The 12,990-nt window shown below is 70.4% G+C and carries 17 protein-coding genes; 7 read left to right on the top strand and 10 right to left on the bottom strand.

All coding sequences use genetic code 11. From position 1 onward, the window contains the following. Positions 1-112 precede the first annotated feature (112 nt). On the bottom strand, positions 113-532 hold the full coding sequence (locus ACWGIC_RS37870; RefSeq protein ID WP_452080757.1) for a CBS domain-containing protein: 420 nt from the start codon (positions 530-532) through the stop codon (positions 113-115). A gap of 200 nt (positions 533-732) precedes the next feature. Here ACWGIC_RS37870 and ACWGIC_RS37865 point away from each other — a divergent pair, with 200 nt between their 5' ends. Genes ACWGIC_RS37865 through ACWGIC_RS37855 form a run of 3 tightly spaced genes read left to right on the top strand, consistent with a single transcriptional unit; the run spans position 733 to position 1,720 of the window. Continuing rightward, complete coding sequence (locus ACWGIC_RS37865; protein ID WP_452080758.1) at positions 733-1,143, top strand: phage holin family protein; 411 nt, start codon at positions 733-735, stop codon at positions 1,141-1,143. Further along, complete coding sequence (locus ACWGIC_RS37860) at positions 1,140-1,460, top strand: DUF3618 domain-containing protein (RefSeq protein ID WP_452080756.1); 321 nt, start codon at positions 1,140-1,142, stop codon at positions 1,458-1,460. Before ACWGIC_RS37865 ends, ACWGIC_RS37860 begins: the two co-directional genes overlap by 4 nt. Beyond that, entirely contained in the window at positions 1,454-1,720 is a 267-nt protein-coding gene (locus ACWGIC_RS37855) for a DUF3040 domain-containing protein (protein ID WP_452080755.1), read from the top strand. Before ACWGIC_RS37860 ends, ACWGIC_RS37855 begins: the two co-directional genes overlap by 7 nt. A 14-nt stretch (positions 1,721-1,734) precedes the next feature. On the opposite strand, the gene ACWGIC_RS37850 is transcribed toward ACWGIC_RS37855, so the two are convergent. Further along, positions 1,735-2,433, bottom strand: a complete 699-nt coding sequence (locus ACWGIC_RS37850; RefSeq protein ID WP_452080754.1) for a hypothetical protein — start codon at positions 2,431-2,433, stop codon at positions 1,735-1,737. A 156-nt stretch (positions 2,434-2,589) separates the two neighbouring features. On the opposite strand from ACWGIC_RS37850, the gene ACWGIC_RS37845 reads away from it, so the two are divergent. Then, a complete protein-coding gene (locus ACWGIC_RS37845) occupies positions 2,590-4,380 on the top strand; it encodes an APC family permease (RefSeq protein WP_452080753.1) in 1,791 nt (596 codons plus the stop codon). A 226-nt stretch (positions 4,381-4,606) separates the two neighbouring features. Continuing rightward, entirely contained in the window at positions 4,607-5,752 is a 1,146-nt protein-coding gene (locus ACWGIC_RS37840) for a M48 family metalloprotease (RefSeq protein WP_452080752.1), read from the top strand. A gap of 56 nt (positions 5,753-5,808) precedes the next feature. Here the strand turns inward: ACWGIC_RS37840 and ACWGIC_RS37835 are convergent, their stop codons facing one another. Then, positions 5,809-6,168: a darcynin family protein gene (locus ACWGIC_RS37835; protein WP_452080751.1), complete on the bottom strand. Its 360-nt coding sequence runs from the start codon at positions 6,166-6,168 to the stop codon at positions 5,809-5,811. Positions 6,169-6,184: 16 nt separating this feature from the next. Further along, positions 6,185-7,066, bottom strand: coding sequence for an NAD(P)H-binding protein (locus tag ACWGIC_RS37830; RefSeq protein WP_452080750.1), 882 nt, complete (start codon positions 7,064-7,066; stop codon positions 6,185-6,187). Positions 7,067-7,178: 112 nt separating this feature from the next. On the opposite strand from ACWGIC_RS37830, the gene ACWGIC_RS37825 reads away from it, so the two are divergent. Together ACWGIC_RS37825 and ACWGIC_RS37820 are read left to right on the top strand one after the other, a co-directional pair. Further along, positions 7,179-8,138: a LysR family transcriptional regulator gene (locus ACWGIC_RS37825; RefSeq protein ID WP_452080749.1), complete on the top strand. Its 960-nt coding sequence runs from the start codon at positions 7,179-7,181 to the stop codon at positions 8,136-8,138. Positions 8,139-8,334: 196 nt separating this feature from the next. Beyond that, on the top strand, positions 8,335-8,952 hold the full coding sequence (locus tag ACWGIC_RS37820) for an SRPBCC family protein (RefSeq protein ID WP_452080748.1): 618 nt from the start codon (positions 8,335-8,337) through the stop codon (positions 8,950-8,952). Between the two features lie 301 nt (positions 8,953-9,253). Here the strand turns inward: ACWGIC_RS37820 and ACWGIC_RS37815 are convergent, their stop codons facing one another. The 6 genes from ACWGIC_RS37815 to ACWGIC_RS37790 all read right to left on the bottom strand — a co-directional run bounded on the left by ACWGIC_RS37815 (position 9,254) and on the right by ACWGIC_RS37790 (position 12,973). Further along, complete coding sequence (locus ACWGIC_RS37815) at positions 9,254-9,682, bottom strand: MarR family winged helix-turn-helix transcriptional regulator (protein ID WP_452080747.1); 429 nt, start codon at positions 9,680-9,682, stop codon at positions 9,254-9,256. Then, positions 9,679-10,092 (bottom strand): SRPBCC family protein, encoded by a 414-nt coding sequence (locus ACWGIC_RS37810; protein WP_452080746.1) that lies wholly within the window; start codon positions 10,090-10,092, stop codon positions 9,679-9,681. The genes ACWGIC_RS37815 and ACWGIC_RS37810 overlap by 4 nt, the downstream gene beginning before the upstream one ends. A 75-nt stretch (positions 10,093-10,167) precedes the next feature. After that, positions 10,168-10,320, bottom strand: a complete 153-nt coding sequence (locus ACWGIC_RS37805) for a hypothetical protein (RefSeq protein WP_452080745.1) — start codon at positions 10,318-10,320, stop codon at positions 10,168-10,170. 23 nt (positions 10,321-10,343) lie between these two features. Next, positions 10,344-10,496: a hypothetical protein gene (locus ACWGIC_RS37800; RefSeq protein ID WP_452080744.1), complete on the bottom strand. Its 153-nt coding sequence runs from the start codon at positions 10,494-10,496 to the stop codon at positions 10,344-10,346. Positions 10,497-10,706: 210 nt separating this feature from the next. Next, on the bottom strand, positions 10,707-11,876 hold the full coding sequence (locus tag ACWGIC_RS37795) for an iron-containing alcohol dehydrogenase (protein WP_452080743.1): 1,170 nt from the start codon (positions 11,874-11,876) through the stop codon (positions 10,707-10,709). Then, a complete protein-coding gene (locus ACWGIC_RS37790) occupies positions 11,873-12,973 on the bottom strand; it encodes a mandelate racemase/muconate lactonizing enzyme family protein (protein WP_452080742.1) in 1,101 nt (366 codons plus the stop codon). The genes ACWGIC_RS37795 and ACWGIC_RS37790 overlap by 4 nt, the downstream gene beginning before the upstream one ends. Positions 12,974-12,990: the final 17 nt, after the last annotated feature.

The raw sequence follows: 12,990 nt of genomic DNA, 5'->3' as shown, positions 1-12,990 counted from the left end.
CGGGCGGCCGCGCACCCTACCCCCTGCGACGGTTGCGCGGCCCCTCGCCCCCTGGCCACCACCGGGATGCCCGGCGGGTACCCAGCCCCGCCGGAAGCAAACCCGCGGCCGGTCAGTAGTCGTGCGACAGCGCCTCGACCAGCACACCGGTGTCCGGATTGGGCATGGCCCTCGCGACGTCCGCCTGCGCGACGACGCCGACCAGGTCGTGCCCGTCGATCACCGGCAGCCGGCGCACCCGGTGCTGCGACATCGTCCGCAGGATCTCGGCGACGTCGTCGTCCGCGCCGATCGTCACCGCCTCCCCCTGGGCCAGCTCGCCGGCGTGCACCGCACGGGGGTCCTTGCCCTCGGCGATCACCTTCACCACGATGTCCCGGTCGGTCAGCATTCCCTTGAGCCGGTTGTCCTCGCCGCACACCGGCAGGGCGCCCAGCTGTTCGCGCGCCATCTTCTGCGCGGCGTCGTGCACGGTTTCCGAAGCGCGCACGCACACGGCGTCCGGGGTCATCAAATCGCGGGCAGTGGTCATCAGATCGTCTCCTTTCTCCGCTCGGTTCCCGGCTACCCGCGTTGCGCTCGGTTACGCCTGCCTAGCTGTTTCTCTTTCGCCCGGACGACCAGGTGCCGAGCCCGCTGCCGCTGGGCCATGGCCGGGTCGTCGACGCGCAGCCCTCGCCGCGTTTCGCCGTCCGCAAGCCGGGTACGCCTCGAAAAGGAAGGGAGGACATCGTGCTGGAGGAAATGAACCGGACCCCCGCGCGCGAGAAGTCCACCGCGGACCTCGCGGCCGATCTGACCACGTCCATCAAACGCCTGCTCCAAGACGAGTTCCGCTTGGCCATGGCCGAACTCCAGTCGAAGGGAAAGCGCTTCGGAGTCGGTGCCGGGCTCGTCGGCTTCGCCGGTGTGCTGGCGCTTCTCGGCGGTGCGACCCTGATCGCCGCCGCCGTGCTCGGTCTGGCGCTCGTGATGCCCGGCTGGCTGGCCGCGCTGATCGTCGGAGGTGCGCTGCTGCTGGTCGCCGGGCTCGCCGCGCTGATCGGCGGCAAGGAAGCCAGCCGCGCCGCCCCGCCAGTGCCGGAGGAATCCGTCGAGAGGGTGCGCGAGGACGTCGAGACGATGAAGCAGGTGCGGTCATGACGGAACGCAAGGTGGAAGAGGTCCGCGCGGACCGGGATGTCACCCGCGAGGAGCTGGCCGAGACGCTGGACGCGCTGAGCCACAAGCTGGACGTGCGGACGCGAGCGAGCGAGAAGGTCGACGCGACGATCGACCGGGCGGCCGAACAGGTGGAGAAGACCGTCTCGGCCCCGGCGGCGGAGAAGGTGCGGGCCGGTGCGGACGCTGTCCGGAACAACCCGCTCCCGTTGTTCGCGGCGGTCTTCGGCGGGGTCTTCGTGCTCCGGTTCCTGATCCGCCGCCGGGCCGCGCACCGGAGGCAGGGCGGCGCATGCTGACCGACCGGGAACAGCGTGTGCTGAACGAAATCGAACGCGGTTTGTCCGCCCTGGATCCGCGGCTCAGCGAGAAGCTGGACCGCGGATCCGGCCGCCGTCGCCGTTCCGCGCTGGAAGTGCTGGCGATCATCACCAGCGTGGTGCTGGTCGCCACCGGAGCGTTCGACTCGCGGCCGGGCATGATCGTCGCCGGGGTGGTCGGGCTCGCGGTGCTCGTGGGCGGGCCGTTCGCGGTGCGGCACTGGAAAGCCGGGTCCTGAACTACAAACGGGCACTATTCCTTGGGCAGTGTGGCTGTCGAGCCGTGCTGTCCCGACGTGAGCCGAGCCCGGCGGGCCGCGCCTGCGGGCGTGAAGGCGAACCGGTCGACGAACCTTGCCCCGCCATAGCGAGTCGCCAGCAGCAGCGGCTCCGGATGGTCAGGCGGCCAGGTGGCGTGCGGCTCGGCTCCGTTCCCGAGGTGGAAAAAGACAAGCGGGTCGTCGAGGTGCGCGGTGCCGTAAGCGAGCGTCTTCGGGTAAAGCGGGTTGGATCCGCCGATGAGCACCGACGGCGGCCCGATCTCGGCAAGGACCTCGCTGTGGCTCCGGTCGTCGGCGCACCACGACGGCATCCGGTTTCGGAGGCGGTCGTAATCCGTGCGGGACAACGTATTCTCCAAGGCGAACCAGCCGCGGCGGTGCGCGATCTCGGCGTAAACCGACGCCATGATGTCCGCGTCCCGCTCGCCCATGACGAGTTCCACCGCGCCGCTCACCCCGGTCGAGACGAACGCTTCCCGCGACCGCAGCTCGGTCAGGTCGTCGGCCAAGAGCTGCTCGCATCCGTCGACGAACGCGATGGCATCGAGAAACAGACGGAGTGCGTTCTCCCCGCCGTACATGCCGGGCCTGCGCAGGGCGGAGTTCAGCTGGCGAAGCAGATAGTCGCGGACCTCGCCGATCGTGCGGCTTGTGCCGTTATCACTGGTCATCGTTGCTCGACTCACTCCAGACCCCGTTGCATCAGACGCAACTCCGCCCGTTTCTCGCCAGGCAGTGCCCGCGTACTCTAGATCGTTCGCTAGATCACTGTCAGGAAACCGTCAACGACCGCCCGGCAGCCGCGCCCGGTGGCCCAGCCTGATCGGGTGACCGCAACTCTGTCCCGCCCGGAAACGCCGCGAGCCGCCGACCGGCACCGGCTTTCCGTCGCCGGCGGCCTCGCCGCACTCTCCCTCGACGCGATGGCGTCGGTCGCCTACGGACCCGAGGCGATCGTCCTCGTCCTGGCCGTCGCCGGAGGAACGGGGCTCGGCTTCACCCTGCCCGTCACACTCGCGATCGCCCTCCTGCTCGCTGTGCTGACCCTGTCGTACCGGCAGGTCATCGCCGCGTTCCCGGAGGGCGGCGGTGCCTACGGCGTCAGCCGCGCCCATCTCGGCCGCCGCGCCTCGCTCGTCGCCGCCGCGTCGCTGATCGTCGACTACGTCCTGAACGTCGCGGTGTCGGTCGCCGCCGGAGTGGCGGCACTGACCTCGGCGTTTCCCGCCTTGCTGCCCTATCGGCTGTGGCTCTGCCTCGGCGTGCTCGCGCTGATCACCGGCATCAACCTCCGCGGCATCGCCGAAAGCGCGCGGGCGTTCATCGTGCCGACCGCGGTGTTCGTCGGGTCGATCCTCACGGTCGTCGTGGTCGGGCTCTTCCGCAGCGCTCCGGCCGCGACTGTCGCAAGTGGACATCTCCAGAGCCTCCAGACGGTCGGACTCCTGTTGCTGCTCAAGGCTTTCGCCAACGGCTGCGCGGCACTGACCGGTGTCGAAGCGATCGCCAACGCCGTCCCGTCGTTCCGCAGACCGCGCGTGCGCCGCGCGCAGCGAGCGGAGGTCGCGCTCGGCGGGCTGCTCGCGGTGATGCTGCTCGGGATCGCCGCGCTGATCGGGAAGTTCTCGATCCATCCGGTCGACGGCGTGACCATCCTGTCGCAGGTGACCGCCGCGTCGCTCGGAAACGGTTTCGGTTACTACCTGGTGCAATTCTCCACCGTGGTCTTGTTGGCGCTGGCCGCCAACACGTCTTTCGGCGGGCTTCCGGTACTGGCCCAGCTGCTCGCCAAACACAACAACCTCCCGCACGTATTCGCCCTGCGAGCCGAACGGCAGGTCTATCGGTACGGCGTCGGTTTCCTCGCTGTCGCTTCGGCATTGCTGCTCGTTCTCGCGAATGGCGACATGAACACTCTCGTGCCGCTGTTCGCGATCGGCGTGTTCGTCGGATTCACTCTGTCGCAGTTCGGAATGGTGCGGCACTGGTTCCGCTCCCGCCCGCACCGCTGGCGAGGGAAGGCCGCGCTCAACGGTTTCGGCGCGCTGCTCACCGGAATCGCCGCGATCGTCGTCACGGCGACGAAGTTCGGCGAAGGCGGCTGGCTGATCGTCGTCGCGCTGCCGGTGCTCGTGCTGCTGATGGAATGGGTCCACCGCGCTTACCGCCGCATCGGCGACCGGCTCGAACTCGGGCGCACCCCGCCCCCGCCGCGGCCGAACCGGTCGCTGGTGGTCGTCCCGGTCCACGCGGTGTCCCGGCTGACCCGCGACGCGCTCGCCGCCGCGCTCTCGCTCGGCGACCACGTCGAGGCGGTCCACGTGACCCATCCCGAGGAGGAAGCATCAGCGCGCGAGTTCGTCGACGCGTGGGAACGATGGCGTCCGGACGTCCCGCTGGTCCAGTTGCACGACGAACGCCGCCGCCTCGGCGAGCCGATCGTGGAGCACCTCCGCCGGCACGCCGGCTGCCACGTTTTCGTCCTGGTCGCCGAGGTCGAACCGGAGCGTTTCTGGCAACGGGTGCTGCAAAACCGCCGCGGCGCGGTGCTGGCCCGGGCACTGCGCCGCCGTTCCGACGCCGTGGTCTGCCGGATGCGATTCCGGATCGGGGCTTGACGAAGTGCGGTTCGTCCCGTTTTTCCGAAAGTCCGTTTTCCCGGGGCCGCCGCCGGGTTGCCCGATAGTACTTTCGGCCGATGTCCGCAGGGCGAAAACCCGCCGAAAGGCGTGGGCCATCCCGGGGTTCTTTCCCTCGCCCCGGTTTCCGCGCCCAAGATCGTCTTAGGGTTGGGCGTACTCGATGATCTTGAAACCGTGATCTTGAAACCGGAGTGAGGGGCCCATGCGCAAACGGACCAGAATTCTCGGCAGAACGCTCGCCGCGGCGGGCACCCTCGCGGCGCTGGCCGTCGCCACCGCCGTCCCGGCGATCGCGGCGCCGCGGGCGGACGAGCCGACGTCGGTCGACCAGGACATCGCGCAGCTGTACCAGGACGTCGAGGACCTCTACCAGGGGCTGCCCGAGAACGCGCTGCGCGGCGTCGGCCCGCTGTTCGACTCGCCGGTCAAGCGGCCGGGCCAGCAGGCGCACGCCGCGCAGGGCCCGATCCCGGGCTGCACCGAGGGATCGCTGCTGACCTACGCGAACAGCCTCGCCGCGAAGCTGACCCCGACCGAGGGCAAGGCGCTCAGCGCGTTGAGCGCGATCGGCCAGCTCTACACCCAGGCCATCGCCAGCGACAAGACCCCGCAGGTCTTCGGCACCGACGGCCAGTACACGCCGCGCGCCGGCTCGACCATCGACAAGCTGCGCGGGTTCTGGGACATCGAGAGCTGGAACATCCAGCTGGTCGCCTGGAAGGGCACCGACCTGGGCAGCCAGGACCGCACGACGCAGACGTTCAAGCTCGGCCTCGACCCCAAGCGGGCGGCCGCGGCGGGCGCGCTCGCGACCAAGGTGCTCTACGAGGTTCCGGCCCTGCAGGGCGGCCGCCACCCGCTGCTGACCCTCAACGCGTTCTCCGCCCCGGCCGACAGCCTCGGCGGCAAGCGCATCATGCTCGGCGACGGCCTGCTCGACGTGGTCAACCGCCTCGGCTTCGACGATGTGTCGGTGGAAGCGGTCGTCGGCCACGAGTACGGCCACCAGGTCGACTTCGCGCACGACAACTACCCGCGCAACGAGTCCAGCGAAATGGGCCCGGACGCCTACGGCGGCTATTTCGCCGCGCACGCCAAGGGCGAGGCGTGGAACGCCCGCGCCCAGCAGGAGGTCACCTACCTCGACGCCTCCATCGGCGACTGCTACCACAGCCACGGCACCCCCGACCAGCGCAAGGCCGCCGGCGCGTGGGGCGAGAAGCAGGCCGTGAGCCAGAACAACCCGAACCGGATCATCCCGTCCGCGAAGATGATCGAGCGGTTCCAGAAGGAATACCCGAAGCTGGTCCCGCCCGCCCCGGCGGCGGCGCTGGCCGCGGCGCACTGATCCAGGCCTGACCGGGCCCCGTCTCCGCGTTCCGGAGACGGGGCCTGTTCGCGTGCTCAGGTGGCGATGGTGGCCAGCGGGTCCAGCCCGTACGTGCGCGCGTACCCGTTCTCGGTGCCGACCAGCAGGTCGACGATCTCGAAATACCGGTCCCAGAACGGAGTTTCGCGCAGCGCGTCGATCAGGAGCTGGTAGGCGCGGTGATCGTCGGCCTCCCAGACCCAGACGTCGGTGACGCGCGCGGAGTAGAACTCGGTGTCGTAGAAGCGGGAACGGACGCCGGTGGTTTTCGCCTCGATCGCCGGGACGACCTTGGCGGCAAACGCGTCCGCTCGTTCCTGCGGGGTCAGGGCGAGCCATTCCGGCGTCGTCTTGACGAGCAGGAACGCGGTCACCGGTGTTTCCTCTGTGGACATTGCGGATCCTTACCGGTCAGGCTTCGAAGGCGGGCTTGAGGGTTTCGGCGCACCACTGTTCGAAAGTGGTGGGAGACGCGGTATCCGCGGTGCGCGCGACACCGGCGTCGAGACCGTTGTCCTTGGCGTGCTTCATGTCCGCGATGCCGTGCACGAAGGTTTCGTTGAGGCCGTAGCCGATGAGCGTGGAACGCAGGTCGTCCAGCGACTCGCGCTCGTAGCGGACCGGACGGCCCAGCTGCTCGGTCATGATGCGGGCCAAGTCGTTGGGAGACAAGTCTTCCGGCCCGAGAACGGGGACGTCGGCGAAGCCGGTCCAGGACCGGTCGAGCAACAGCCGCGCGGCGGTCGCGGCGATGTCCGCGACGGCCACGAGCGGTGCCTTGCGATCGGGGTCCAGTACGTCGGCGTAGACGCCCTTCTCCCGGATCGAGTCGACCTCCTCCAGCAGATTCTCGAAGAAGGACGGGTTGGCCAGCGCCCGGTACGCGACGCCGGTTCCGGCGATCAGCTCGTCCATCGCGAGCGACGCGGTGACGAGCCCCGCGCGATCGGCGACCGCGGTGCCGCGGCCGAGCGCCGAAACGCCGACGACGTGCCCGACCCCGTGCGCGGCAAGCGCTTTCGCGGCCGGGGCGGTGAAGCCGCTCCACCCGTCCGCCGGGGTCCGCGACGAATCCGGCGGGACGACCCAGAAAACGGCCTCGGCGCCGGCGAAGGCCCGGTCGACCGCCTCGGGGTCGCCGTGCGAGCCGACGACGACCTCGACGCGTTCGCGCACCTCGTCCGGGAGCCGGGCCGGGTCGCGGACGATCGCCCGCAGGTCCTCGCCCGCGGCCAGCAGCAGGCTCAGCAGGCGGCTGCCGATGTTTCCGGTGGGGGCAGTGATGACGATCATGAAAACCTCGTAGGTAGGACCGGTCGGTACGCCCTCGATCCTGCTGAGCGCCGCGGTGCTGCCACAATGGGAACTTCAGCACGCAATCATTGCCTGAACTGGAATTACCCTGGTGAACAGCCTGAATCCGGCCATCGACGCCAATCTCGCCGTCGCGCTGGACGCCCTGCTGACCGAGCAGAGCGTCACCCGCGCCGCCGCGCGCCTGCACACCTCGCCTGCCGCGATGAGCCGCACCCTCGCCCGGCTGCGCCGGATCCTGCAAGACCCGCTGCTGGTCCGGGCCGGGCAAGCGATGGTCCCGACCCCGCGCGCCCAAGCCCTGCGCGAGGAGGCCGCCGCGGTGGTGCACAGCCTGGGCGCGCTGCTGAGCCCCGGAACCGTCGTCGACCCCGCGACCCTGCGCTCCACCTTCACGATCCAAGCCGCCGACCTCATCGGCGCCGCCCTGGCCTTCGGCCTGCTGCAGCTCACCCGGGAAGAGGCCCCCGGAATCTCCCTGCGCGTCCGGGCCGAGGACCTGGAAGCCGGGTCAGCCCTCCGCGACGGGCGGCTCGACCTCGAGGTCGGCTCCATCGACCACGTCGATCCCGAAACGCAGGTCGAAAAGCTGCTCGCCCTGCGGATGGTGGCGGCGGTCCGGCCCGGCCACCCGCTCGCCGAGGGACCCGTGACGCTCGCCCGGCTCGCCGCCGCCGACCACGTCGCGGTCAGCCGCCGCGGCCGCTTCACCGGCCCGCTCGACGCGGCGCTGGCCGAACACGACCTCCGCCGCCGGGTCGCGGTCGTCCTGCCCAGTCATCTGGCCGCGATGACCCTCGCCGCCCGCAGCGACGTCGTCTGCCTGGTCCCCGCGGCGCTCCCCGGCGAGCCCCCGTCGCCGCTCACCGCCGACGCGCTCGCACTCGGCCTGCGGCTTCTCGACATCCCGGTTCCATTGCCGCCCTTGACGATCGGCATGGCGTGGCATCCGCGGCAGTCCGCCGACGGGGCGCACCGCTGGCTCCGCGACGCGGTACGGCGGACCCTTCGCGAGCCTAGACCTTCTCCGCACCAAGACTTGCCAGCCTGAACCCAAGTCCGTGAGGGGAACCCTGAAGGAATCTGATTCCTTCAGGGTTCCCCTCACGGACGTTTCCCCAGCGTGCCCGGCGCAGGTTAGACCCTCTCACTTTCCCTATTGACGTTCACCGGAGGTGAGCTATACGGTTTCACCATAGTTAATGGGCTTAACCACTCGCCCGGCCCACCACCAGAGGAGCAGGACCATGCGCGACACCCACCCGGCCACCTCGCGAACCCCTCGGCGCCGGACCGGCCTGCGGGCCGCTCTGCTCACCGTCCCGCTGGCCGCCGCCGGCGTCCTCGGAGCCGCCCCCGCGCACGCCGCCGCTCCGGCCCCGCTGACTTGCCAGGGCCGCGGCGTCGACCCGGCCGCCCAAGCCCGCCACCGGGCCGAAATCCTCGTCCACGCGCCGCTGCGCACGATCTGGGACCTGCAGACCGACGTCGAAGCCTGGACCTCCTGGCAGAAACCCGCCGCCCCGATGACCGTGCAGCGCCTGGATCCGGGCCCGCTGCGCAAGCATTCGCGGTTCCGGGCCACCGTTCACGTGCCCACCGCTCCCCCGAGCACAGTCGTCATCAGCTCCACGGTCCAGCAACTCCAGCGCGGCGAATGCCTCCGCTGGACCGGGCCCGCCGACAGCGCCGGATACCACATCGACGGCGTCCACGTCTGGACCTTCACGCCCGTCCGAGGCGGCGTCCTCGTCCGCACCGAGGAAAGCCACCGCGGTCCCCAGGCCGACCCCACCTCCGACATGGGTCTCGAAACCTGGCTCAGCGACTTGAAAACCGCCGCCGAAGCCGATCCCTGCGACTGACCGCACCGGCCAGCGAGAGCACCCCCGGGCCAGGCGGGCCGGATCGGACACCACCGGCCCGGCCCGCCGCGGAGGTTCTTCGGCGAAGCCGTCACCGCAGCAGAACATCGCCGAGCCGACCGTCTTCCACGTCGAGAAACCTCACCGACGCAGCGAAAAACCCTCCGCCGCAACATCATCCGTCCGCACGGTCACCCGTCAGCCAAACCACAAGCACCGGCTTCCGACGGCAGGACGGCCCCATGCCAAGCCTCGCGTCCGGACGAACAGCAGAAAGCGGCCGCCGAACCCGGCTTCCAGGTCACTGCGCGTCGAGCACCGCCCGCAACGTCCGCAGCAACGGCCCGGCGTCGGCCCCGAACATCTCCCCGTCCACCCGCTCCACCGCGGTCACCGCCCGGCCGGCGAGATCCCGGCCCTTTTCGGTCAGCCGCACCAGTTTCGCGCGCGTGTCGCCGGCGTCGACCGTCCGCGTCACCAGTCCGGCCGCCTCCAGCCGGGCGATCACCTGCGACGTCATCTTGATGTCGGTGCCCGCCTGCGCGGCCAGTTCCTGCTGCCGCGGCGGCGTTCCGTGCGTTTCGAGCCACCAGCAGCACGCGAGCAGCACGAACTGGACGTGCGTGAGTCCCAGTGGTTCGAGCGTCTGCCGGATCCGCCGCTGCCACGCCAAAGTCACGTGCCACAGCAGGAAACCCGGGCTGTCTCCCGGCCCCGCGAACCGGGTCATCGCGCGGACCGCTCCGCGCTGGCCAGCAGATCGCTCATCGCGACGGGAAAGTCCTCGCTGATCTGCGGCCCCAGCTCCGGACCCGCCGCGCCCTCGATCTCCAGACGATGCGTGACGCGCGTGCCGCCGTCCGGGATCGGAGCGAGCGTGTGCCGGAACCGCAGCACCACCTCGCCGAAGCGCGTCTCGTCCTCGTAAACCTCGTTCTCGGACAGTTCCGTGATGCGCGAGCGGAACGTCTCCTGCCCCTGCGGCGTGACCGACAACTCGGTCCCCTTCTCGAACGGCCCGTGCAGTTCGAACCGGTCGCTGCGCTCGCTCAGCGGCGTGCCGCTGTGCAGGTCCCGCAACGCCGCCCACACCGCTTCCGGGCTCGCGGCGGTCTCGGCGCTGTAGTCAGTGGTCCACATGATTCCTCCAGTTAGTCTGCGCAGAGATTATCTGCGCGCAGACTAACTGGCAAGCCCCTCGGGGAGGAGCAACGGTCAGGAGGACTGCTTGAACGAATCCCAGACGACCTCGTCGCCGGTCACGGTGACGCGCGCCAGCAGCGGCCAGCCACCCCAGTTGCCGCACGCACAGGCGAGCAGCGGGGTTTTGCCGTCGTCGGCGCCGAGGCCGTGGAAGTGCTCGGTCATCGTGACGCGGAACTGCCGCGGGATCAGGCCGCCGCGGGCCTCCCGGCCGAGGACATGCCCGCGGCGAGTTCGAACCGGTCGATCAGTTCGGTGAGCGCGACGTCGTCGACGCAGGGCACCGCGACCGGACCGCCCAGTTCACCGGGCGGATGGAAGGCGAAGCGAAGTCTGGCCACTGCCCGAATTATCCCCGCCCCTCACGCCTGGTCCGCGACGGCCGCTGCCGGGTCGGCGGTCCGCTCCCCCCGTCCTCTCGCGACAGCGCGCGCAGAACAAGCGGACACAAGATCGTCACCTTGTGCACCGATCCGGCGCAAGGCCGCGACCCCGCTCGCGATGCCATTGCCGCACAACGGTATTCGCGAGTCATCTCCGGCACCGCCGGGCTACCAGGTCGTGCGGAGAATCCCCGTCACATCCGCCGCCGAGACCTCTCGCGGAGTGTTCGCCAGCACCCCGTCCGCCAGAGTGTCGGCCGCCAGGTCCGGCAGATCTTCTTCGCCGATGCCGAATTCGCGCAACCGGCCGGCCAGCCCGACCTCCGCGACCAGCCGTTCGACCGCCGCGATCGCCGCGTCCGCGTTGTGCGCGGCCGGTTTCCGCGCGTCGGCGACACCGAGCGGTTCCGCCAAGCGCGCCAGCCGTTCCTCCCGCACCGGGCGGTTGAACCGCAGGCATTCGCCGAGCACCAGCGCCAAAGCCTGGCCGTGCGGCAGGTCGAACCGCCCGCCCAGCGAGTGCCCGACGCCGTGCACCACGCCGAGCCCGGTCGTTCGCATCGCCAGTCCGGCAGTGTGCGCGGCGAGCATCAGGTTCGCCCGCGCCTCCAGGTCATCGCCGACGGCGGCCGCGCGGCGGAGGTTCTCCGCGACCAACCGGACGGCTTGCAGGTCCAGACCGTCCGCCCACGGATTCGGCCGGGAGGAAAGGAAGGACTCCACGGCATGGGTCAGGCAGTCGATCCCGGCGGCCGCGGTCGCGAGAGGCGGCAGGCTCAGGGTGAGAACCGGGTCGAGAAGTGCGTGCCGGGCAAGGCAAGTCGGCCCGCCCAGATAGCATTTGCGCTGCTGCCGGGGGTCGGTGACGACGCCGAGGTCGTTGCATTCCGAACCGGTGCCGGAAGTGGTCGGGATCGCCACGATCGGCAGCGCGGGGGCCAGCTCCGCCGGGGCTTCGGTGGTCCAGCCCAGTTCGGCGGCCGGGCGGTCGTTGACGGCGGCGAGCGCGATCGCCTTCGCCGCGTCCAGAGCTGAACCGCCGCCCAGAGAAACCACCGCTGCGGCACCGGAGGCGCGGACGAAGGCACCGCCCGCGTCGACGTCGTCGGTGGTCGGATTCGGGTGTACGTCAGCGAAAACCTCGACCGCTAAACCATCTTGCCGCAGCAGCTTTGCCGTCTGCTCCGGCAACGGGGTTTCGACCAGGCCGCGGTCGCTGACCAGCACGACTTTCCGCGCGCCGATCGTCCGGACCACGCTCGGCAGTCGCTCGACGGCACCGGCGGCGAAAGCGGCGGCCGGGTAGGGACCGATTTCCAGGGAAGGAATCTCGGTCATGAAGTCCTCCCGAACCGTTCCTCGTCGACAGTGACGCCCAGCCCCGGCGCGGACGGCACGTGCAGCAGGCCGTCGGCGTCGATGTCCAGCGGGGCGGAGAGCAGGAAGTCGCGCCGCTGCGGCGTCCACACCGGCGGGTCGTAAGGGAATTCGAGGTACGGTCCGCCGCCGACGCCCGCGGTCACGTGCAGGTTCGCGACCAGGCCGAGGCCGTTCGACCACGTGTGCGGCGTGAAGAGCCGATTGCGCGCCAGCACCAGCTCGGCGAGAGTCCGGGCGCGCAGCATTCCGGCGGCGAGCGCGACGTCCGGCTGGTAGACGTCGAGGGCGTCGGATTCCACCAGGTCCAGCAGTTCGCCGAAGGTCCGGACCATTTCGCCCCCGGCGACGCGAACCCCGGTGTCCCGCACCGCGCGCAGGCCGGGCCGGTCGTCCAGCGGCAGCGGTTCTTCGAGCCAGAACACGTCCAGTTCCCGCAGCGCCTCCGCGAACCGCCGGACCGCAGCCGGGTCGAGCGAAGACCGCACGTCGCCGGGCATCCGCCACGCCTGGTTCAGGTCGGCCATCAGCGTCATCCCCGGCCCGACCGCCTCCCGGACCGCCCGCATGGTGCGGACGCTGCCGGCGAAATCGTTCGCGTCCAGCCGGATCTTGGCCGCCCGGAACCCGCGGTCCCGGATCGCGACCAGCACCTCGGCCCGCTGCTGTGCGGGCAGGATCCGGCCGGTCGACGCGTACGCCGGGATCGAGTCCGCGGCACCGCCGAACAACGTGGCGACCGGGACGCCGAGCACCTTCCCGATGACGTCCCACAGCGCGATCTCCAACGGCCAATAGCGCCCGGCGTGGAACGCGATGGTCTCCAGCGCCCGCACGTGCCGGCTGATCGCCATCGGGTCCTGGCCGAGGAACAGCTCCGCGTACGGCTCGAAACCGGCCATCGTGTCGCCGGAGCCGTAGCCGACCACACCCTCGTCGGTCACAACCTTGACCACCGTCGCGTCGAACCGCGTGCGGGGCACCGGATCCCAAGCCGCGTCGAACGGCGGATCGAGCGGCAGCGTCCCGGACAGCAGCTGGATGTCGGCGATCTTCACTCCCGCGACGGTAATCG

This window comes from Amycolatopsis sp. NPDC054798, assembly GCF_053611505.1.
The sequence above is the reverse complement of the archived record's forward strand: the minus strand, read 5'-3'. Positions and strand labels throughout refer to the sequence as shown.

Excerpts from the sequence above, each read along its gene's own strand:
- ACWGIC_RS37870 (WP_452080757.1), bottom strand. The coding sequence starts at position 532 with ATGACCACTGCCCGCGATTTGATGACCCCGGACGCCGTGTGCGTGCGC.
- ACWGIC_RS37860 (WP_452080756.1), top strand. The coding sequence starts at position 1,140 with ATGACGGAACGCAAGGTGGAAGAGGTCCGCGCGGACCGGGATGTCACC.
- ACWGIC_RS37855 (WP_452080755.1), top strand. The coding sequence starts at position 1,454 with ATGCTGACCGACCGGGAACAGCGTGTGCTGAACGAAATCGAACGCGGT.
- ACWGIC_RS37850 (WP_452080754.1), bottom strand. The coding sequence starts at position 2,433 with ATGACCAGTGATAACGGCACAAGCCGCACGATCGGCGAGGTCCGCGAC.
- ACWGIC_RS37840 (WP_452080752.1), top strand. The coding sequence starts at position 4,607 with ATGCGCAAACGGACCAGAATTCTCGGCAGAACGCTCGCCGCGGCGGGC.
- ACWGIC_RS37835 (WP_452080751.1), bottom strand. The coding sequence starts at position 6,168 with ATGTCCACAGAGGAAACACCGGTGACCGCGTTCCTGCTCGTCAAGACG.
- ACWGIC_RS37830 (WP_452080750.1), bottom strand. The coding sequence starts at position 7,066 with ATGATCGTCATCACTGCCCCCACCGGAAACATCGGCAGCCGCCTGCTG.
- ACWGIC_RS37820 (WP_452080748.1), top strand. The coding sequence starts at position 8,335 with ATGCGCGACACCCACCCGGCCACCTCGCGAACCCCTCGGCGCCGGACC.
- ACWGIC_RS37815 (WP_452080747.1), bottom strand. The coding sequence starts at position 9,682 with ATGACCCGGTTCGCGGGGCCGGGAGACAGCCCGGGTTTCCTGCTGTGG.
- ACWGIC_RS37810 (WP_452080746.1), bottom strand. The coding sequence starts at position 10,092 with ATGTGGACCACTGACTACAGCGCCGAGACCGCCGCGAGCCCGGAAGCG.
- ACWGIC_RS37805 (WP_452080745.1), bottom strand. The coding sequence starts at position 10,320 with ATGACCGAGCACTTCCACGGCCTCGGCGCCGACGACGGCAAAACCCCG.
- ACWGIC_RS37795 (WP_452080743.1), bottom strand. The coding sequence starts at position 11,876 with ATGACCGAGATTCCTTCCCTGGAAATCGGTCCCTACCCGGCCGCCGCT.